We start from the raw sequence: 18,084 nt of genomic DNA on the forward strand, positions 1-18,084 counted from the left end.
AGGCGCGCTGGCCAAGCAGAAGGTATTCCGAGGCTGGTGACCTGACGATTTCCCGCTTCTCGGCCGTACAGGCGATCTTCTGGATCGCGCCAAGGGAGAGGAAAATGGCTGTAGATCATGCCAAACCAACCGGGCCGGATCTGGTCGAGGGTATCACGTTATCCGACCTTGCCGACGGCGGAAAGCTCCTCGGCCATTGCGGCGATGAGCCGGTGCTGCTGGTGCGCCGCGGGGCCGAGATCTTCGCCATCGGCGCGACATGCACACATTATGGCGGGCCGCTCGTCGACGGTCTTGTGGCGGAAGACACCGTCCGGTGTCCCTGGCATCACGCGTGTTTTGATTTGCGTACAGGCGAGGCCTTGCGCGCCCCTGCTTTCAGTCCACTCGCGTGCTGGTCGGTGGAACAACGCGATGATCGGATAGTCGTGGGCGACAAACGCAAGCGGACGGTGTCCAAGCCGCGCCCTGGCGGCTCCAGCCAGGCTCCCGAAAAAATCGTCATTGTCGGTGGCGGCGCCGCAGGTTTCGCGGCGGCAGAAACACTGCGGCGCGAACATTATCAAGGCAGCATTGTCATGCTCAGCAACGACGAAGCGCCGCCGGTTGATCGGCCCAATCTTTCCAAGGACTACCTCGCCGGCAAAGCACCGGAGGATTGGATTCCGCTGCGCCGAGAAAGCTTCTATTCGAAGAACGGCATCGACCTGCGCCTCAATGCGGATGTCGCCAGCATCGATACGCGTTCTGGCGAGGTTGTGCTCGCGGACGGGGCCCGGACTGCCTACGACAGGCTACTCCTGGCGACCGGAGCCGAACCGGTTCGCCTGACCATACAAGGCGCCGACCAGCCACATGTTCACACGCTGCGCTCGTTCGCAGACTGCAAGGCGATCATCGAGCGAGCCACGACTGCGCGCCGCGCCGTCGTGCTTGGCGCCAGTTTCATTGGCCTGGAGGTTGCCGCGGCGCTGCGGTCGCGCTCGATCGAAGTTCATGTCGTGGCGCCGGAAAAACGGCCCATGGAACGGATCATGGGTCCGCAAATGGCCGACTTCATCCGCGCCCTGCATGAGGAGAATGGTGTCGTATTCCATCTCGAGGACACTGCGAGCAGCATCGACGCCAGCGAGGTGAAACTCAACGGTGGCGATATTTTGGCGGCGGATCTCGTCGTCGCCGGCATCGGCGTGCGACCGCGGACAGGGCTTGCCGAAACGGCGGGGCTCACCCTTGACCGCGGTGTCGTCGTAAACGCCTTTTTGGAGACGAGCGCACCAGGCATCTTCGCGGCCGGCGACATTGCGCGGTGGCCGGATCCTCACAGTGGCGCGAACATTCGGGTCGAGCATTGGGTGGTTGCCGAGCGGCAGGGGCAAAGCGCGGCCCTCAACATGCTCGGCCATCGCCAGAAGTTCCTCGCCGTGCCGTTCTTCTGGAGCCAGCACTACGATGTTCCCATCAACTATGTCGGCCATGCCGTGCAATGGGACGAGATCGCGATCGATGGCGACATCGTTGCCAGGGATTGCCTGCTCCGCTTCAAGCGCGAAGGGCGCACGCTGGCTGTCGCTTCGATCTTCCGCGACATCGAAAGTCTGGGGGCCGAGGTGGAAATGGAGCGCCAGACGACCTAGCCCGGATATCTCGAGCGAAGCGCACGCTGTGCGGCCAGTTCAGTCCCGGCGCGCAAGGATCCAGTCGGTCGCCGCCGCGAGATCGGCGATGGTTGCGGTCGGGCGCGGATCAAACCGTTTCTCGTCGCCGTGCCGGTATTTGCCGGTCCTCACCAGCAATGCGCCCGACAGTCCGGCGCTTAGCGCGCCAGCTATGTCGGCCTCGGCGTCGTCGCCGACCATGATCGCCTGGTCCGGCGGACAGTCCATGCTTGCCAGCGCCGACAGAAAGAATTCCGACGACGGCTTGCCGAGAACGGTTGCGCGTTTCAGCGAGGCAAATTCCAATGCCGCGACGAATGGCCCGGCATCGAGGCTGAGCTCGCCGTCGGCATCCCGAAACGTCCGGTTGGTGGCAAGGGCCAGCAATTCGGCCCCGGCGCTCAGCTCGCGGAACGCGTCATTCAACGCCGCATAGGTGAAGGCGTCTCCGGCATCGCCGACGATGACGGCGCGCTTGTCGCGATCTGGCAGTTCGCAAAAGTCCGGCGCAAGGCCGGGGTGAATCAGCAAATATGGCGCTCGGCCATTGCGAAGCAGCCAATCGCGTGCAGCGTGCGCCGGGGTGAAAACATCTGCCCCGGTAACGGTGAGTCCCATCGCCTGCAGACGTTCGAGAACGCTCTGTTTCGACGAGCGCGTGGTATTGCTTATGAAGCGTATGGCCAAGCCGGCCTGGCGCAAACGCGTGACGGCGTCGATCCCGCCTGGTATGGCGGTGTCGCCATCATAGATGACGCCTGCGAGGTCCAGCAATACACCTCTTGTCATCGGTCCAGCATGACCACGAGTCTGTCAGGCGTCAAATCCGGAACAGGCCATGGTTGTTCCCCTTGGATCAGGGGGCAGGCACATGCGATAGCCGAGGTCACTGCCACCATTCGGGAAAGGTCATGCGTGCGGCCTCGGCCAGCGTCGCGATCGCCTCGTCGGGGACCGAGCTGTAAGGCCAGAGCAGTCGCGGGCCAAGCGGCGCCCAGCCGCCGGCCGCCGCCATCGCTTTGTCGAGCGCCGCATCGCTGACGTCATAGCGAGCGCGAAAGGGCAGTACGTGGGTGGCGAGAAAGGCCTGGATGCGCGTCTCGACCTCGGCAGCGGCCGCCACGTCGGTGCCGATCGTCTGCCACCACATTACCGCGCCCTTGGGGCTAAGACAGGCGACGTTGGAGTAGCTGCCATGCGCTCCCTGGGCAAATCCCGTCGCCAGCGTATGGCCGGGCACGAAGACCGAAAATCCCGGCAGTTCGCGGCGCATGTCGGCGTACCAACCGGCGTCGCCGCCCGGCAATTTGGCGCCGACCAGCGACGGCACCGCTGCACGCAGCCTGGCGATGCCTTCGAGCGTCAGGCGGCGCTTGGCATGCGGTGGATTGTAGAGCACCAGCGGCATGTCGGGCGCGGTCTCGCACAGGCCGCCGACGAAGCGCATGACCTCGCCGTCGCTGGGCGGCCACCAGTCGGGCAAGGTGAATTGCACCGCGGCCGGACGAAGCGCCGACACCCGCATCAGCCGCTCGCGTGCGACGCGCGGATTGGACTGGCTGATGCCGATCTGGAAGGGCAGGCGCGCGCGGCCGGCAATCGCGGCCACCAGGGCGCAAAGCCGGTCGAACTCGGGCTCGGTCTGGCAGTGGAATTCGCAGGCCGTGCCGTTGGAATAGATGCCGTCGACGCCTGATGCGCAGAGCCGGGCGATCGTTTCCTCCGTCGCTTCCCAGTCGATTGCCCCGCGATCGTCGATGGCCAGCATCACCGCGCCCCAGACGCCGCGCGGCGCGTCTGCGGGCAAGTGGCTCGGGTGATCGTCGAGCTCAGGGCGCATCGGCGATCTCGTGCTCGCGGCGCGTTTCGTTCGACGCAAAGGCGGCCTCGATAATGGCGATGATCTTGCGGCCATAAGCGCCGTCGACCGGCACCGGCTTGTCGTCGGCAATGGCATCGCGCATCGCGCTCCATTCGCGCACCAGCGCGGCATGCATCCAGTTCGGCTCGAACGAGCCGGGCAGGTCGGTCCAGGCCGTGTCGCGGCCAAGCATCGTGCCGCGGTCCATGTCGATGCGCAGCGTTGCCTGCTCGCAGACCAGGTCCATGACGTAGCCGGCCGCGCCATTGCGATAGCCGACGCTCTGCACCTGGCCGAGCCCGCCGCCGGCGAAGCGCAGTCCGAGCAGGGCGGTGTCGTCGGCTTCCTGGTCATGGGACATGGCGCCAAGCATGGCGCTCACCGACACGACGTCGTCATCCATGAGCCAGACGAGGCGGTCGAGCGCATGGATGCCGGCCGTCAACAGCATGCCGCCGCCGGTGGCCTTGCGCAGATGCCAGTCGCGGCGATTGTGCTCCATCCACAGCTTGATGATCCAGCTCGAGCCGACGAGCGGCCGGCCGAGCGTTCCTTGCTCAAGCATTTGCCTGGCCGCCATGCAAGGCAGCGCGAAATGCATGAGATGGGCGACCATCAGCTTGACGCCAGCGGCGGCCACGGCGGCGTTGATCGCATCGCAGGCCGCCGCCGTCGGCGCCATCGGTTTTTCGAGCATGATATGCTTGCCGGCGTTCGCCGCGCCGATCGCCATTTCGGCATGGAGATGGTGAGGACTGGCGATGAGGACTGCCTCGACTTCCTTGTCGTCCAGCAGCTTGCGCCAGTCGGTGTAGCCGCGACCACCATGTTCGCTGGTGAAGGCGGCCAGGGCATCGTTGTTCCCGCGGCACGATGCGACGAGATGCAGGCCCTGTAACTGCTTGATTGCCCTTGCATGGGCGGCGCCGAAATCGCCCGCTCCGATAATACCTATTCCAATCATCGTCCTGCCTTTTCATACGCGGCGTCGATCAGCGACATCGCCGCAACATAGTCATCGATCGAAGTCGCCGGCGGCGCTTTTCGAGCCAGCCGGTCGAGCGTGTCGCTCGTGCACAGGCGGTAGCGCGTCGCCGGCAATTCGATCGGCAATTCGATGATAGCGCCATCGTCGAGCGTCGCACAGAAGGCGCGCTCGCCATAGTCGATGAGGGTCGCATTCTCACTGACGATACGCCATTCGAAATCGCCGCCGGGGCGCATCGAAGCAAAAGTGTATCCGGCCTCGACGACGAACAACGCTCCGGCAGCGTCTTGCAGCACAAGCAGCGCATGGTCCTCGACCGGGGCGCGGTGAATGCGGTTCTCGATCGAAACGGTTTTTAGCCTGAGCGCGCCGGTTGCCAGGCCGAGCGCGGCATTGACGCCGTGTATGCCGAGGTTCCTCAGCGCGCCGCCGCCGCCGATCGCCGGATCCGCCACCCAGGCGACGCCGTCGGCCGCATAGCGCTGCGGCGGGCCATTGACCAGCCGGAACTGGCAATGCGCAATCGCACCGGCGCGGCCTTGGCTGCGCAGCCGTTCAAAGGCAGTGGCGGCCGGCCCAAAGCGGTTGGGCAGGGGAACGCTGACAAAGGCCTGGTGCTGCCTCGCCAACTCGCTGAGCGCGGCCAACGCTGCGGTGCTGCTGGCCGCCGGCTTTTCCAGGATCAGCGGTATGCCGGCTTCGATCACGGCACGGGCCCGCGCCGGCACCGTCGAAGGGTGTCCCATCAGCAGGATCGCGTCCGGCGGGCCGGAGAGGATTTTCGCAAAATCGGCGATGAACGGCAAATGATGGCGCGTCGCGAAGGCGCGCGCATGCTGCGCGTCCTCATCCCAAATGCCGGCAATCTCGGCGCCGCAAAAACATGCAGCGTCGAGATGCATTTCGGCGTGCCAATGGCTTGAGCCGGCCAGGACGATCTTCATTCAGCGTGTAATCCTCTTGCTTGCAGGATATCCTACAAGTCGCTATGCTACAAGCATCGACCGCTACGCGACGCGCCATCGGCCGCAATTGCAGCGGCGCTGGGAGAAAAATGCCGGAACCCAAGTTGAGCTCGGAACCCAAGTTGAACCCGGACCAAAAATCGATCGAACCGCTGGCCCGACCGCCGCTGCTTCACGTCAGCGTGCAGGAGAGCCTGAGGAAATATATCCAGAGCAACCAGCTCAAGGCGGGCGACCCCTTGCCTCCGGAGACCTTCCTGGCGCAGCGACTCGGCGTCGGCCGCAACTCGGTGCGCGAAGCGATCAAGGCACTGGAGTCGATCGGCATTCTGGAGACGCGTCGCGGCATTGGCGTGTTCGTCAAGGAATTCTCGTTCAAGCCGTTGCTGGATAATCTGGCATACGGCCTGCAGGATTCGCTACGCGACGTCGAGGAACTGCGCGAGATCCGCCGTGTCCTTGAAACCGGCCTGATCGCAAAAACCATCGAGATGATCAGCGCCGAAGACATCGCCGCGCTGCGCCAGCTGACCGAAAGCATGCGGCGGCGCGCCGAGCGCCAGGAGAGCTTTGCCGAAGAGGACCAGCAATTCCACCAGTTGCTGTTCCGCTGCCAGAACAATCACATGTTGAGCGCGCTGATCGACATCTTCTGGGTGGCGTTCAACAAGGCCTCGAATTTCACCAGCCTCGACAATCCGACGCCGCTGGCGACCTGGCGCGACCATCACGAGATCGTCGAGGCGGTCGCCGCCAAGGACGTCGACCGGGCGCGCGAGCGCCTCGACGACCACTACAGGGGTATTCAGCAAGTGATCGCCAAAAACCGGATTACCTGACCCAACGCCGAACTACCTGACAATGCCAAGGGAGGAAACCATGCGCGTCAGAACTATAGCTCGTCATCTGGCCATTACCGGGCTGCTGCTCGGCGGCATTAGCCTTGCCACCAGCGTCCAGGCACAGGGCGCCAAGACCATCACCGGAGGCTTCGATGTCGGCCCCGGCGGCTTTCCCAAGAACTTCAATCCGCTGGCTGCGACCGGCGGCTTTACCTGGCTCAGCACCTATTTTGAACCGCTGGTCATCTACAACGCCGAACTGACCGAACTCGAAGGCGATCTGGCCAAGGACCACAAGGTCAGCGACGACAAGCTGACCTACACGTTCAACCTTGCCCAGGAGAGCTGGCACGACGGCAAGCCGTTCACGTCCAAGGACGTCAAGTTCACGCTTGAGCTCGCCAGGAACAAGGCGTCCGGCAGCCTGTTTGCCGCGCGCCTCGGCGACATCGCGTCGGTCGACGCGCCGGACGATCGCACCGTGGTCGTCAAATTGTCGAAGCCCAACGGCTCCTTCCTGTCGATTCTCTCGCAGGTGATGATCCTGCCGGAGCATGCCCTGGCCGCGATGCCGCCGGAAACGCTGGCCACGAGCACATGGTGGTCCACGACGCCGGTCGGCACCGGCCCCTTCAAGTTCAAGCGCTATGTCAGCGATCAATATGTCGAACTGGCCGCGGATGACGACTATCGCGGCGGCAAGCCGAAGGTCGACGTGCTCATCAACAGGTATTTCGAGAGCCCGGCGGCGGCCGTTGCGGCGCTGCGCGCCGGCGAAATCCAGTTCACCTATGTCGAGCCCGACGACGCGGTAACCTTCAAGAGCGACAGCAATTTCAAGGTGATCGAGGGCGCCTCCTATGTGGTCAACTACATCGGCCTCAACCAGAAGGTCGAGTTGTTTAAGGATGTTCGCGTGCGCCAGGCGATCATGTACGCGATCGATCGCAATGCCATCATCGAGAGCCTCTATGGCGGCGCGGCCAAACCGGCCAATTGCGGCTACGTCGCGCCGCACCTGCTTCCTGAAGGTCTCGAAGCCTATGCCTATGATCCGGCCAAGGCCAAGGCTCTGCTTGCCGAGGCGGGCTGGGACAAGATCAACGGCGACAAGCCGATCACCTTGCTGACCTATTACGGCTCGCCGCAAGCCGCCAACGTGATGGCTGCCATCCAGTCGATGCTGGCCGAGGTCGGGATCAATGTGGTGCCGCGCGTCGTCGATACGCCTACTTATAACGGCATCGTCTACGAGGAAGGCACGCCGGACTGGAACGCGTTTGCGATGGTCTATGCCGGCCTGCAGAACGGTCCCAATCCGGCCGGCATCAGCCCGGGTCTCAACAAGTCCCAGATTCCGCCGGCAGGCTTCAACACCATGCGCATCGAGTTCGATGATCTCAGCGCCGCATTGGACGCTGCGTTCGCCCAGACCGATCCGGCCAAGATCGACCAATCCTGGCAGCAAGTCTGCAAGGTGATGAACAAGGATCTGCCCTGGGCGACATTATGGGTGGCCAACCGCTATGGCGTAGCCTCCAACAAGCTGCGTGACTTTGTCTGGACGCCGGCGCCGGGCGGCGGTCCTTATGCGGCTCACCCGGAACGCTGGGACATCCAGTAGAACGCTGGCGGGCCATTCCGACCCACCAATGATACGGGCCGGCACGATGCCGGCTCCGCTCACCATCGCCACGGACAGCCAATGCTGAGTTTCATTGCCCGCCGCAGCGCTACAGGACTGTTGATGCTGGTCGCCCTGAGCGTCCTCATCTTCATCCTGCTGCGGCTGGCGCCCGGCGATCCGATCGATGCCTATATCAATCCGTCCAGCCCGATGTCGGCTTCCGACCTCGAAGTCCTGCGCGACCGGCTTGGGCTCGACCAGCCGCTTCCCGTGCAATACCTCGCCTGGCTTCGCGCTGCGCTCGGCGGCGACTTCGGCTATTCGATCCAGCGCAGCGGCGTTGGCGTGCTGCCGCTGGTCATGGAGCGCATCGGCCCGACCGCGCTGTTGATGGGCACCGGCCTGGCCATCGCCATCGTGCTCGGCATTTCCGCCGGCATCTTCAGCGCCGTCCGCCGTAACACGCTGCCCGACATCGCGCTGTCGGTGGTTTCCTTCGTCGGCATCTCCAGCCCGGCGTTTCTGACGGCACTTCTGGGATTGTACTTTTTCTCGGTGCTGCTGCGCTGGGCGCCATCAGGCGGCATGCAGACCGCCGGCGCCCCTTTTTCCGTAGCGGACGTGCTCGCGCACCTGGTCCTGCCCGCCTGCCTGCTGTCCATCGGACACGCCGCGCTGATCATGCGCTACATGCGCGCGTCGCTGCTGGAAGTACTCAACCAGGACTATGTGCGGACCGCACGTGCCAAGGGCGTGCGCGAATTCTGGGTGATCATCAAGCATGCAACCCGCAATGCGCTTTTACCGGTCATCACCCTGATCGGGTCGACGGTCGGCATAGCGATCGGCGGCGCCATCTTCCTCGAAAGCGTGTTCAACTGGCCGGGCATGGGCCTGCTGCTGGTTAACGCCGTCGGCACAAGGGACTACCCGGTGATCATGGGCGCCACTCTGGTAATCGGCATCTGCGTCATTCTGGTCAATCTCCTGACCGATATCGTCTATGCCGTCGTCGACCCGCGCATCCAGGTGTCGTGATGACGATCACCGCACCAGCTCCGACAATCGACCCGACAGCCGGGCCGCAAACCAAGGGACCGCTTCGCCGCGCGCTCGGCCGGTTCTTTGAAAATCGTGCGGCGCGCGCCGGTCTGCTTATCGTCGTCCCCATTCTGCTGGCGGTCTCGACCTATTCCCTGTGGTGGCCGTTCAGCCCCAACGCCATCGATCTCAGGGCGATCAACAAGGGGCCGTCCGCCATTCATTGGCTCGGCAGCGACGGCGTCGGCCGCGACGTCATGGCCCGGCTGCTGCAGGGCGGACGGATCTCGCTGCTGGTCGCCGTCTGCTCGGTCGCCATCTCGATCGTCATCGGCTTCCTGGTCGGCGCTGTCGCCAGCTTCGGCGGGCGCCTTGTCGACGGCACGGTGATGCGCTTCGTCGACCTCGCAATGACGCTGCCGCCGGTGATCTTCCTGCTCGTGCTCGCTTCGATCGCCGGCACCGGCATCGCGCCGACCATCCTGGTGATCTCACTGCTCTCCTGGCCGGTGCTGTCGCGCATGGTGCGCGCCCGGCTGCTCGAGCTGCGCGAGCGCGACTTCGTCGTCGCCGCCCGTGGCATGGGGGCAGGGCTGCCGCATCTCCTGTTCCGCCACGGCCTGCCGAACTGCATCGACATTCTTGTCGTCTACGCCACGCTGCAGATCGCCAATGCCATTCTGCTCGAAGCCGGCCTTTCCTTCCTCGGCCTCGGCATCGCACCGCCCGAAGCCAGTTGGGGCAACATGCTCAATCTCGCCCGCTCCACCGTGGTGCTCGAGCAATACCCCTGGCAATGGATGTTTCCCGGCGCCGTACTCGTGCTCACCGTGCTGGCCATCAACTTCATCGGCGATGGCCTGCGCGATGCATTCGACCCTCGTTCCGATCTCAACTGACCTGAAGGTTTTTGAAAAAATGCCCCTGTTCACCGGTGTCGTGCCACCCGTCGTCACCCCACTCCATTCCGATCTCAGTGTCGATTTTGCGTCGTTCACGCGGACCATCGAAAACCTGCTCGACGGCGGCGTTCACGGCCTGTTCGTGCTCGGCTCGACCAGCGAGGTGGTCTTCCATGACGAGGCCGGCCGCCGGGCCATCATCGAGCACGCGGTCAAGGTCAACAATGGCCGCGTTCCGATCTTCGCCGGGGTCATCGACCCGACAACCGATCGCGTCATCAACCACGCCCTGACAGCCAGATCGGCCGGCGCTGACGCCGTCGTGGTCACCGCGCCGTTCTATGCCCGCACCAGCCAGCCCGAGATCGGCGATCACTTCCGCTACATCAAGGACGCAGTCGACATCCCGATCATCGCCTACGACATCCCGGTCTGCGTCCATGTCAAGCTGGAGCGCCAGACCACCGTCGGCCTTGCCAGCGAGGGCGTTATCGCCGGCATCAAGGATTCCAGCGGTGACGACGGCAATCTGCGTTATGTGCTCAAGGACATGGCCAACGACCCGAATTTTTTCGGCATGACCGGGTCCGAGATCCTGGTCGACAGCGTGCTTGCGATGGGCGCGCATGGGGTCGTGCCGGGCCTCGCCAATGTCGACCCGCACGGCTACGTCAGGCTGTGGAACCTGATGCAGGCGGGTCAGCACGCCGAGGCCCGCCTGGAGCAGGAGCGGCTGTTGAAGCTGTTCGAGATCGTCTGGATCTCGCTCGGCAGGACGAGCGCCGGCTCGGCCGGGGTCGGTGCCTTCAAGACCGCGATGAGGAGCCTCGGCATCATCGCCTCCAACACCATGGCGCGGCCGCAACGCAGCCTGAACGACGAGGAAGCCGCAAAGGTCGACATCATCCTTCGCGACGTCGGCTTGCTGCGCTGACCGTGGACGCTCCGATCCTCTCGATTTCCGGTCTGCGAGCGGTGTTCCGTATCGCCGGACGCGACATCGCCGCCGTGCAGGACGTCGACCTGGTGATAGGTTCGGGCGAGACGGTTGCGCTGGTCGGCGAGTCGGGATCGGGTAAGTCGGTCACCAGCCTGTCGATCATCGGCCTGCTGCCGAAGAAGGTCGGACGCATTGCCGTGGGCTCGATCGCGCTGCGGCGCAGGGACGGCACGGTCACCGAACTGACCGGCCTCGATCCCGAGTCGCTGCGCAAGGTGCGCGGCAACGACATCGGCATGGTGTTCCAGGAGCCGATGACCAGCCTCAATCCGGTCTACAGCATCGGCGAACAGATCGCCGAGCCGATCCGCATCCATCTCGGCAGATCGCACCGTGATGCGGCCACTGATGCCGTGCGGCTGCTGGCTCAGGTCGGAATTCCCGACCCTGATCGGCGGGCGCGGCAATACCCGCATGAGCTGTCGGGAGGGATGCGCCAGCGCGCCACCATCGCCATGGCCTTGTCGTGCGATCCGACTTTGTTGATCGCCGACGAGCCGACCACCGCCCTCGACGTCACTATCCAGGCCCAGATTCTCGACCTGCTGGCCGCGCTGCAGGCGCAACGCGGCATGGGCATTCTATTCGTCACGCACAATCTCGGCGTCGTTGCCGAGATCGCCGACCGGGTCGCGGTGATGTATGCCGGGCGCATCGTGGAATCGGGTCCGGTGAGCGAGGTGTTCAACCGTCCGCGTCATCCCTACACCGCCGGGCTGATGCGTTCGGTGCCGCGGCTTGGCCAAGCCACCACGCTCAAGGCAGCAGGAACGCCGCTGCCGACCATCGCCGGCAATGTTCCATCGCTTGCCTTGCTGCCCAAGGGCTGCTCTTTCGCGCCGCGTTGCGCCCTGGCTGTCGATGCCTGCCGCACTGCTGTACCGCCATTGTTCGCGGCGACGTCGACCCAGCAAAGCCGCTGTTTGCGCTGGGAGGATCTCTGACAGTGGACGCTCCCTTCCTTTCAGTCAGGAACCTGACCAAGCATTTTGCGCCGACGGCGTTCTCGCGCGGTCCTGTCGTTAGGGCGCTGGACGATATTTCCTTCGACATCGCGCGCGGCCAAGTGGTCGGCCTCGTCGGCGAATCCGGGTCGGGCAAGACCACGATCGGCCGCTCGGTGCTGCGTCTCATCGAGCCGACGTCCGGCGAAATAAGGTTTGCCAGCGTCGATATCACCAAGCTGAGCGCCGGGCGGCTGGCCCGCCAGCGCCGCAAGATGCAGTATATTTTCCAGGATCCGTTCGCCAGCCTGTCGCCGCGCATGACCATCGGTCAGATCCTGACTGAAGGCCTGGATATTCAGGGCATCGGCAGCAGGCGCGAGCGGCGGGCGAAGGCTGAGAAGGCGCTTGCCGCTGTCGAGTTGCCAGTCGACGCCTATGATCGCTACGCCCACGAATTTTCGGGCGGGCAGCGCCAGCGCATCGGTATCGCCCGGGCGCTTACGCTCGAACCCGAATTCATCGTCGCCGACGAGCCGGTCTCTGCCCTCGATGTCTCCATTCAGGCGCAGATTATCAATCTTTTGCGCGACCTGCAGGTCCGGCTCGGCCTGACCATGCTGTTCATTTCGCATGACCTGGCCGTCGTCGAATATATCTGCGACACGGTGATCGTTCTCTACCTCGGCCGCATCATGGAAGTCGCGCCTGCTGCCGCGCTCTATGCCCGGCCGCAGCATCCCTATACGCGCGCGCTGCTCTCGGCCATTCCGTCGCTCGACCCGCTGGCCAGGCAAGGCCGGCAGGTGCTGAAGGGCGACATTCCAAGCCCGGCAAATCCGCCGACCGGGTGTGTTTTCCGAACCCGCTGCCCGGTTGCCCTCGACGCTTGCGCCGGCATCGTCCCGCCATTACGGGCAACAACGTCCGATGGCCATTTGAAGGCCTGCATTCGCGACGACATCGCTTGAGACAAGACCCGACAAGGCGATTTACTTCGCGTGCTGTCTGAGAGACTCTCCGAAGGAAGGCCAAGAACCGGCCGCCAGCTTGCTGCCCAGAAAAGCCCCCGCCAAGCTCAACCGCCTCAATCCCGAGAGATCGATTTCCGAAGCTTCTCGAAAACCAACAGCTTGCTTTTGCGCACGCCGTCTTCAAGCAGGCTTCCGTTTGCCAGGTGCGCGGCGATGGCGCTGGCCAGCGCGCAACCCGTCCCGCGCATCGATCCGCCAAGACGCGGCGCATCGAAGCGGATGGGCTCTTGATCGGCGCGCAGCAGGATGTCCGTCGATCGACACCCCGCGGCGTGGCCGCCCTTGATCAGCAGGGCCTGCAATCCGGCGGTGAGCAATTTCTGACCTTGTTGCAATGCGCCGTCCTCGTCGATGGCCAGGTCTGAGCCGGCAAGGACAGCCAGTTCGATGAGGTTGGGTGTGACGAGACGGCAAAGCGGGATGAGTTCATGCTTCAGGACGCCGATAGCGCCTGTGTCCAGAAGCGGCCAACCCGAAGAAGAGACCAGCACCGGGTCGATGACTGCCGGTATCTGTGGGTTTTGGCGCAGCACATCCGCGACGGCGACGATGGTTTGCTCCGTCGCGAGCATGCCGATTTTGATCGCCCCGACCGCATTGGCTTGCAGCGCGGCACGCATCTGATCGGCCACCAGACCGGGTTGCAAATTGTGGATTTGCGTGACGGCTTCATGCGTCTGCACCGTCACGGTGGTAATGGCAAGGCAGGTGCGCAAGTCGAGGGCGGAGATCGTCTCAATGTCGCGGACTATGCCGGCGCCGCCGCTGGAGTCCGAGCCGCCGACGACAAGCACATGCGGTTCGCGCCTCAACGCCATCGGCTCGTCTTTTCGATCCACTGGCGCGTTCGCGCTTCCGGATTGGCATCCAATGTGATGTCGGTCACTACCGCGGCGCTGTCCGCACCGGCACCGAAGACGCCCTCGATCCGGTCGGGATTGAGGCCGCCAATCGCGACCAGAGGTGTCGGCGCGATCCGGCGCTTCCATTCGCCAAGCCGTTCGAGCCCCTGCGGCGCCCATTTCATCTGTTTCAGGATGGTCGGATAGACTGGGCCGAGCGCGATATAGTTCGGTCTGGCGGCAAGGGCTGTTTCGAGTTCGAGATGGTCGTGCGTGCTGAGGCCGAGACGGAGACCCGCAGCCCTTATCCGGGTAAGGTCCGCCGCTTGCAGATCTTCCTGTCCGAGATGAATGAAATCGCAGTCCTCCTCGATCGCCAGCCGCCAGAAGTCATTGATGATGAGCTGGCATTTGTAACGGGCGCACAAGGCCTTCGCCTTGCGGATCTCGGCGCGCAACGCAGCCTCGTCGAGGTTCTTGACGCGAAGCTGCACCAGCCTGACGCCGAGCGGCGCCAGCCTTTCAATCCAGGCGGCGCTGTCGACGATCAGATAAAAAGGATCGAGTTTCATTGAAAGACTGCCCGGCCAATTGTCGGGGTCGATGGGACGGCGAGGTCGCGCGGCTCGAGCAGGCCCGAGCGATACGCCTCACGGCCGGCATCGACCGCCTTGCCGAACGCGCGCGCCATGCCGATCGGATCGGCGGCCTTGGCCACTGCCGTGTTGAGGAGCACCGCGTCGAAGCCGAGTTCCATCACGAGAGCCGCGTGAGATGGGCGGCCGAGGCCCGCATCCACGATCAGCGGGACATCCGGGAAATGGCCGCGCATCGAGCGGAGCGCGGTGATATTTACCGGTCCAAGCGCAGAACCGATCGGCGCGCACCAGGGCATGAGCACCCTGCATCCGGCTTCCAGCAATCGCTCGGCGACGACGAGATCGTCCGTCGTGTAAGGAAATACAGCAAAGCCGTCGTCGCACAAGATTCGCGCGGCCTCGACCAAGCCGAAGACGTCAGGCTGCAGCGTGTCATGATTGCCGATCACCTCGAGCTTGATCCAGTTCGTGCCGAAGACCTCGCGCGCCATATTTGCGGTCGTGACGGCTTCCTTGACGGAGTGACAACCGGCGGTGTTGGGTAGGACATGCAGCCGCAGCGATTGGATAAGTGACCAGAATTTCTCGCCACCCTTGCCGCCGGCCATTTCGCGGCGCAATGAGACGGTCACCGCGGACGCGCAGGATGCCTTGACCGCATCGGCAAGAATGGCGGGCGAGGGGTACTGTGCGGTGCCGAGAAGCAGGCGCGACGGAAGCTTGGTTCCGTAAAGCTCGATCACGTTGCTAACCTCCTTGCATGGGTGAGAGGATTTCGATCCGGTCGCCGTCCTTCAGCTGGAACAGCGCCCGCTCAGTCGCGTGCACAACCTCGCTGTTCACTGCCGTTGCAAGCCAGTTGCCTTCGTAGTCGAGCGCCGCGAGAAGCTCCGCCAGGGTGGCGGCGGTGATCTCATGCGCTTCGCCGTTGACCGTCAGTTTCATCAGCAAGTTCCACCGGTTTGTCAGCATCGAAAACAAGGTCGGCCGCCCGACGCGCCATGGCGGGGGCCAGAAGGAAACCATGGCGGTAGAGCCCGTTGATCGCGACGGTCCTGCCATGCGCTTCGACGCGCGGCAGGTTGTCGGAAAACGCCGGGCGAATGCCGACGCCCGTCTCAACGATCGCGGCCTCGCCGAAGGCGGGATGAACCGAATAGGCGGCGTTCAGGAGTTCCATTATCGCCCGCACCGTGACCGGCTCCGTGGACAGACTCTCGACCATCGTTGCACCCGCCATGAAATGGTGGTCGGCGCGCGGCGCCAGATAGAGCGGCAAACGCGGGTGCAGCAGCCTGACCGGGCGCGACAGCGAGATGTCCGGTGTACGCAGGATCAGCATCTCGCCGCGAACGCCGCGAAGCCTTTCATCGCTGGACGCCATTCCTATGCAGTCGATCTCGCGGTCGAATCCCGTCATGTGCAGGGCGTCCATTCCGAAGCGGAACTCGACGCCGCTTCCGGCGAGTTTTTCATGCAGCGCCGCCATTGCACGGCGTGGGTCGAGATGGGCTTCGCCCGGGAAGAACAGCCCGCGACGGAAGCGGCCGGCGAGATCGGGTTCCAGGAGCGCGATTTCGTCTTCGTCGATCCGCCGATGACCCGACGTGCGGCTTGCAAACCGGTCGAGTTCGCCCGCATCCCGCGGCGTTGCCAGAACGAGCGTTCCGGCCCGCGTGACATGACCCGGCAGGACCGCATCCCACCAGTCGGCGGCATCGCGTCCGAGATCCAGCACCGGCTGCTCGGCGCTTTCGCGCTCGCACCAGGGCGCCAGCATGCCGCCGGCCATCCATGATGCGTTGCCGCCAAGGCCATGCCGGGTCTCGGCAATGGTTACCGCAGCACCGCGGGCGGCGAGTTCGAAGGCGGCGGTGAGGCCGGCGACGCCAGCCCCTTTGACCAGCAGCCTCATGACGGCTCCGGCATCTTCGGCATGGGCGGTTCGCCGTCCACCGGCATGTAAAGATTGCCGCCCTCGCGGTACTTCGCCGCCATCGCCGCCATGCCCTCTTTCTGTGCCTCGGCCCGAATGTCGTGGGAGATGCGCATCGAGCAGAATTTCGGCCCGCACATCGAGCAGAAATGCGCCAGCTTGTGCGCCTCCTTCGGCAAGGTCTCGTCGTGGAAGGAGCGCGCGGTTTCGGGGTCGAGCGACAGGTTGAACTGGTCTTCCCAACGAAACTCGAACCGCGCCCTCGACAGCGCATCGTCGCGGAGCTTCGCTGTCGGATGACCCTTGGCGAGGTCGGCGGCGTGCGCGGCTATCTTGTAGGTGATGACGCCCGTCTTGACGTCGTTGCGGTCGGGGAGACCGAGATGCTCCTTGGGCGTGACATAGCAGAGCATCGCCGTGCCGTACCAGCCGATCATCGCAGCGCCGATGCCTGAGGTGATGTGGTCGTAGCCGGGTGCGATGTCGGTGGTCAGCGGCCCAAGCGTGTAGAAGGGCGCCTCGCCGCAGACTTCGAGCTGCCTGTCCATGTTCTCCTTGATCTTGTGCATCGGAACGTGGCCTGGCCCCTCGATCATGACCTGGCAATCCTTGGCCCAGGCGATCTTTGTCAACTCGCCGAGCGTTTCCAGTTCGGCGAACTGCGCCGCGTCGTTGGCGTCGGCGATCGAGCCGGGACGAAGGCCGTCGCCGAGCGAGAACGACACGTCGTAAGCGCGGCAGATGCCGCAGATTTCCTCGAAATGCTCGTAGAGGAAGCTTTCGTGGTGATGATGCAGGCACCATTTCGCCATGATGGAACCGCCGCGCGACACGATGCCGGTGACCCGGTCGACCGTCAGCGGGATGTAGTGCAGCCGCACACCGGCATGGATGGTGAAATAGTCGACGCCCTGTTCGGCCTGTTCGATCAGCGTATCGCGGTAGATTTCCCAGGTCAGGTCCTCGGCGATCCCTCCGACCTTCTCAAGCGCCTGGTAGAGCGGCACGGTTCCGATCGGCACAGGCGAATTGCGGACGATCCATTCGCGGATGTTGTGGATGTTGCGACCGGTCGACAGGTCCATGACGGTGTCGGCTCCCCAGCGGATCGCCCAGACCATTTTTTCGACCTCTTCGGCCATCGACGAGGTGACGGCTGAATTGCCGATATTGGCATTGATCTTGACCAGGAAATTGCGGCCGATGATCATCGGCTCGCTCTCCGGGTGGTTGATGTTGGCGGGAATGATAGCCCGTCCGCGCGCTATCTCGTCGCGCACGAATTCCGGCGTGACGAAGTCCGGGATTGCCGCGCCGAAAGAGTTGCCGTCGCGCTGCATCCCGCCGCGTAAGCTCTCGCGGCCGAGATTCTCGCGAATGGCGACGAACTCCATTTCGGGGGTGATGATCCCGGCGCGCGCATAGGCAAGCTGCGTCACCGCTTGGCCCGTTTTTGCCTTTAGCGGCCGGTGGCGCACGGGAAATTCCGGCGTCAGGCGCTCACCTGACGCAAAGCCGTTGTCCTCCGGCCTGACACTGCGGGCATCGTGGAATTCGACGTCGCCGCGCACCGTCACCCATTCATTGCGAAACCTGGCGAGGCCCTTTTCGATGCTGGTTTCGACAGTCGGGTCCGTATAGGGGCCGGACGGATCGTAAACGGTGACAGGCGGTTCGCCTGCCGTCGGATGGACGGCGATTTCCCGCATCGGCACCCTGATCTGCGGGTGAATCAGGCCGGGTTTGTGGATTTTCCTTGAGGCGGGCAGCGGTCCCGTCGACACGGCGGGGGAAATGGCATTCATTTTGAGGCTCCTTTGCTCATGCATTGGAGACCCAGTTCTG

Annotated in this window: 18 protein-coding genes; 8 read left to right on the top strand and 10 right to left on the bottom strand. The window is 64.0% G+C overall.

Annotated features, from left to right (window positions below; genetic code table 11):
* Positions 1-104: 104 nt before the first annotated feature.
* A complete protein-coding gene (locus AC0L2K_RS04710) occupies positions 105-1,637 on the top strand; it encodes an FAD-dependent oxidoreductase (protein ID WP_473530741.1) in 1,533 nt (510 codons plus the stop codon).
* A gap of 39 nt (positions 1,638-1,676) precedes the next feature.
* Here the strand turns inward: AC0L2K_RS04710 and AC0L2K_RS04715 are convergent, their stop codons facing one another.
* The 4 genes from AC0L2K_RS04715 to AC0L2K_RS04730 all read right to left on the bottom strand — a co-directional run bounded on the left by AC0L2K_RS04715 (position 1,677) and on the right by AC0L2K_RS04730 (position 5,451).
* Positions 1,677-2,447 (bottom strand): TIGR01458 family HAD-type hydrolase, encoded by a 771-nt coding sequence (locus AC0L2K_RS04715; RefSeq protein ID WP_473530742.1) that lies wholly within the window; start codon positions 2,445-2,447, stop codon positions 1,677-1,679.
* 97 nt (positions 2,448-2,544) lie between these two features.
* Positions 2,545-3,498 (bottom strand): dihydrodipicolinate synthase family protein, encoded by a 954-nt coding sequence (locus AC0L2K_RS04720; RefSeq protein WP_473530743.1) that lies wholly within the window; start codon positions 3,496-3,498, stop codon positions 2,545-2,547.
* Positions 3,488-4,483 (bottom strand): Gfo/Idh/MocA family protein, encoded by a 996-nt coding sequence (locus AC0L2K_RS04725; RefSeq protein WP_023801361.1) that lies wholly within the window; start codon positions 4,481-4,483, stop codon positions 3,488-3,490. Before AC0L2K_RS04725 ends, AC0L2K_RS04720 begins: the two co-directional genes overlap by 11 nt.
* Entirely contained in the window at positions 4,480-5,451 is a 972-nt protein-coding gene (locus tag AC0L2K_RS04730) for a Gfo/Idh/MocA family protein (protein ID WP_473530744.1), read from the bottom strand. Before AC0L2K_RS04730 ends, AC0L2K_RS04725 begins: the two co-directional genes overlap by 4 nt.
* Positions 5,452-5,561: 110 nt before the next feature.
* Between AC0L2K_RS04730 and AC0L2K_RS04735 the strand changes: the two genes are divergently transcribed.
* The 7 genes from AC0L2K_RS04735 (at position 5,562) to AC0L2K_RS04765 (ending at position 12,799) form a co-directional block, all read left to right on the top strand.
* A complete protein-coding gene (locus AC0L2K_RS04735; protein ID WP_023801363.1) occupies positions 5,562-6,311 on the top strand; it encodes a FadR/GntR family transcriptional regulator in 750 nt (249 codons plus the stop codon).
* Positions 6,312-6,351: 40 nt separating this feature from the next.
* A complete protein-coding gene (locus AC0L2K_RS04740) occupies positions 6,352-7,938 on the top strand; it encodes an ABC transporter substrate-binding protein (RefSeq protein ID WP_473530745.1) in 1,587 nt (528 codons plus the stop codon).
* 81 nt (positions 7,939-8,019) lie between these two features.
* Positions 8,020-8,979, top strand: a complete 960-nt coding sequence (locus AC0L2K_RS04745) for an ABC transporter permease (protein ID WP_027154064.1) — start codon at positions 8,020-8,022, stop codon at positions 8,977-8,979.
* Positions 8,979-9,881, top strand: a complete 903-nt coding sequence (locus AC0L2K_RS04750) for an ABC transporter permease (RefSeq protein WP_128247498.1) — start codon at positions 8,979-8,981, stop codon at positions 9,879-9,881. Before AC0L2K_RS04745 ends, AC0L2K_RS04750 begins: the two co-directional genes overlap by 1 nt.
* Positions 9,882-9,900: 19 nt before the next feature.
* Positions 9,901-10,818 (top strand): dihydrodipicolinate synthase family protein, encoded by a 918-nt coding sequence (locus AC0L2K_RS04755; RefSeq protein WP_473530746.1) that lies wholly within the window; start codon positions 9,901-9,903, stop codon positions 10,816-10,818.
* Between the two features lie 2 nt (positions 10,819-10,820).
* Entirely contained in the window at positions 10,821-11,828 is a 1,008-nt protein-coding gene (locus AC0L2K_RS04760; protein ID WP_473530747.1) for an ABC transporter ATP-binding protein, read from the top strand.
* A gap of 2 nt (positions 11,829-11,830) precedes the next feature.
* Positions 11,831-12,799, top strand: a complete 969-nt coding sequence (locus tag AC0L2K_RS04765; protein WP_473530748.1) for an ABC transporter ATP-binding protein — start codon at positions 11,831-11,833, stop codon at positions 12,797-12,799.
* Between the two features lie 116 nt (positions 12,800-12,915).
* Here AC0L2K_RS04765 and AC0L2K_RS04770 read toward each other — a convergent pair whose 3' ends face one another.
* The 6 genes from AC0L2K_RS04770 to thiC are packed head-to-tail and all read right to left on the bottom strand — an operon-like array spanning position 12,916 to position 18,044.
* Positions 12,916-13,680, bottom strand: coding sequence for a hydroxymethylpyrimidine/phosphomethylpyrimidine kinase (locus AC0L2K_RS04770; RefSeq protein ID WP_128172630.1), 765 nt, complete (start codon positions 13,678-13,680; stop codon positions 12,916-12,918).
* Complete coding sequence (locus tag AC0L2K_RS04775; protein WP_128247493.1) at positions 13,671-14,276, bottom strand: thiamine phosphate synthase; 606 nt, start codon at positions 14,274-14,276, stop codon at positions 13,671-13,673. Before AC0L2K_RS04775 ends, AC0L2K_RS04770 begins: the two co-directional genes overlap by 10 nt.
* Positions 14,273-15,046 carry a thiazole synthase gene (locus tag AC0L2K_RS04780; RefSeq protein WP_128172631.1) on the bottom strand — a complete coding sequence of 258 codons (774 nt, stop codon included), beginning with the start codon at positions 15,044-15,046 and terminating at the stop codon, positions 14,273-14,275. Before AC0L2K_RS04780 ends, AC0L2K_RS04775 begins: the two co-directional genes overlap by 4 nt.
* A gap of 4 nt (positions 15,047-15,050) precedes the next feature.
* On the bottom strand, positions 15,051-15,248 hold the full coding sequence (gene thiS, locus AC0L2K_RS04785) for a sulfur carrier protein ThiS (protein WP_128168003.1): 198 nt from the start codon (positions 15,246-15,248) through the stop codon (positions 15,051-15,053).
* On the bottom strand, positions 15,217-16,218 hold the full coding sequence (gene thiO, locus AC0L2K_RS04790) for a glycine oxidase ThiO (RefSeq protein ID WP_473530749.1): 1,002 nt from the start codon (positions 16,216-16,218) through the stop codon (positions 15,217-15,219). Before thiO ends, thiS begins: the two co-directional genes overlap by 32 nt.
* Positions 16,215-18,044 carry a phosphomethylpyrimidine synthase ThiC gene (thiC, locus tag AC0L2K_RS04795; RefSeq protein ID WP_473530750.1) on the bottom strand — a complete coding sequence of 610 codons (1,830 nt, stop codon included), beginning with the start codon at positions 18,042-18,044 and terminating at the stop codon, positions 16,215-16,217. The genes thiO and thiC overlap by 4 nt, the downstream gene beginning before the upstream one ends.
* Between the last annotated feature and the right edge of the window lie 40 nt (positions 18,045-18,084).

The organism is Mesorhizobium sp. WSM4817 (assembly GCF_055811135.1).

Excerpts from the sequence above, each read along its gene's own strand:
- AC0L2K_RS04710 (WP_473530741.1), top strand. The coding sequence starts at position 105 with ATGGCTGTAGATCATGCCAAACCAACCGGGCCGGATCTGGTCGAGGGT.
- AC0L2K_RS04715 (WP_473530742.1), bottom strand. The coding sequence starts at position 2,447 with ATGACAAGAGGTGTATTGCTGGACCTCGCAGGCGTCATCTATGATGGC.
- AC0L2K_RS04720 (WP_473530743.1), bottom strand. The coding sequence starts at position 3,498 with ATGCGCCCTGAGCTCGACGATCACCCGAGCCACTTGCCCGCAGACGCG.
- AC0L2K_RS04725 (WP_023801361.1), bottom strand. The coding sequence starts at position 4,483 with ATGATTGGAATAGGTATTATCGGAGCGGGCGATTTCGGCGCCGCCCAT.
- AC0L2K_RS04730 (WP_473530744.1), bottom strand. The coding sequence starts at position 5,451 with ATGAAGATCGTCCTGGCCGGCTCAAGCCATTGGCACGCCGAAATGCAT.
- AC0L2K_RS04735 (WP_023801363.1), top strand. The coding sequence starts at position 5,562 with ATGCCGGAACCCAAGTTGAGCTCGGAACCCAAGTTGAACCCGGACCAA.
- AC0L2K_RS04740 (WP_473530745.1), top strand. The coding sequence starts at position 6,352 with ATGCGCGTCAGAACTATAGCTCGTCATCTGGCCATTACCGGGCTGCTG.
- AC0L2K_RS04745 (WP_027154064.1), top strand. The coding sequence starts at position 8,020 with ATGCTGAGTTTCATTGCCCGCCGCAGCGCTACAGGACTGTTGATGCTG.
- AC0L2K_RS04750 (WP_128247498.1), top strand. The coding sequence starts at position 8,979 with ATGACGATCACCGCACCAGCTCCGACAATCGACCCGACAGCCGGGCCG.
- AC0L2K_RS04755 (WP_473530746.1), top strand. The coding sequence starts at position 9,901 with ATGCCCCTGTTCACCGGTGTCGTGCCACCCGTCGTCACCCCACTCCAT.
- AC0L2K_RS04770 (WP_128172630.1), bottom strand. The coding sequence starts at position 13,680 with ATGGCGTTGAGGCGCGAACCGCATGTGCTTGTCGTCGGCGGCTCGGAC.
- AC0L2K_RS04775 (WP_128247493.1), bottom strand. The coding sequence starts at position 14,276 with ATGAAACTCGATCCTTTTTATCTGATCGTCGACAGCGCCGCCTGGATT.
- thiS (WP_128168003.1), bottom strand. The coding sequence starts at position 15,248 with ATGAAACTGACGGTCAACGGCGAAGCGCATGAGATCACCGCCGCCACC.
- thiO (WP_473530749.1), bottom strand. The coding sequence starts at position 16,218 with ATGAGGCTGCTGGTCAAAGGGGCTGGCGTCGCCGGCCTCACCGCCGCC.
- thiC (WP_473530750.1), bottom strand. The coding sequence starts at position 18,044 with ATGAATGCCATTTCCCCCGCCGTGTCGACGGGACCGCTGCCCGCCTCA.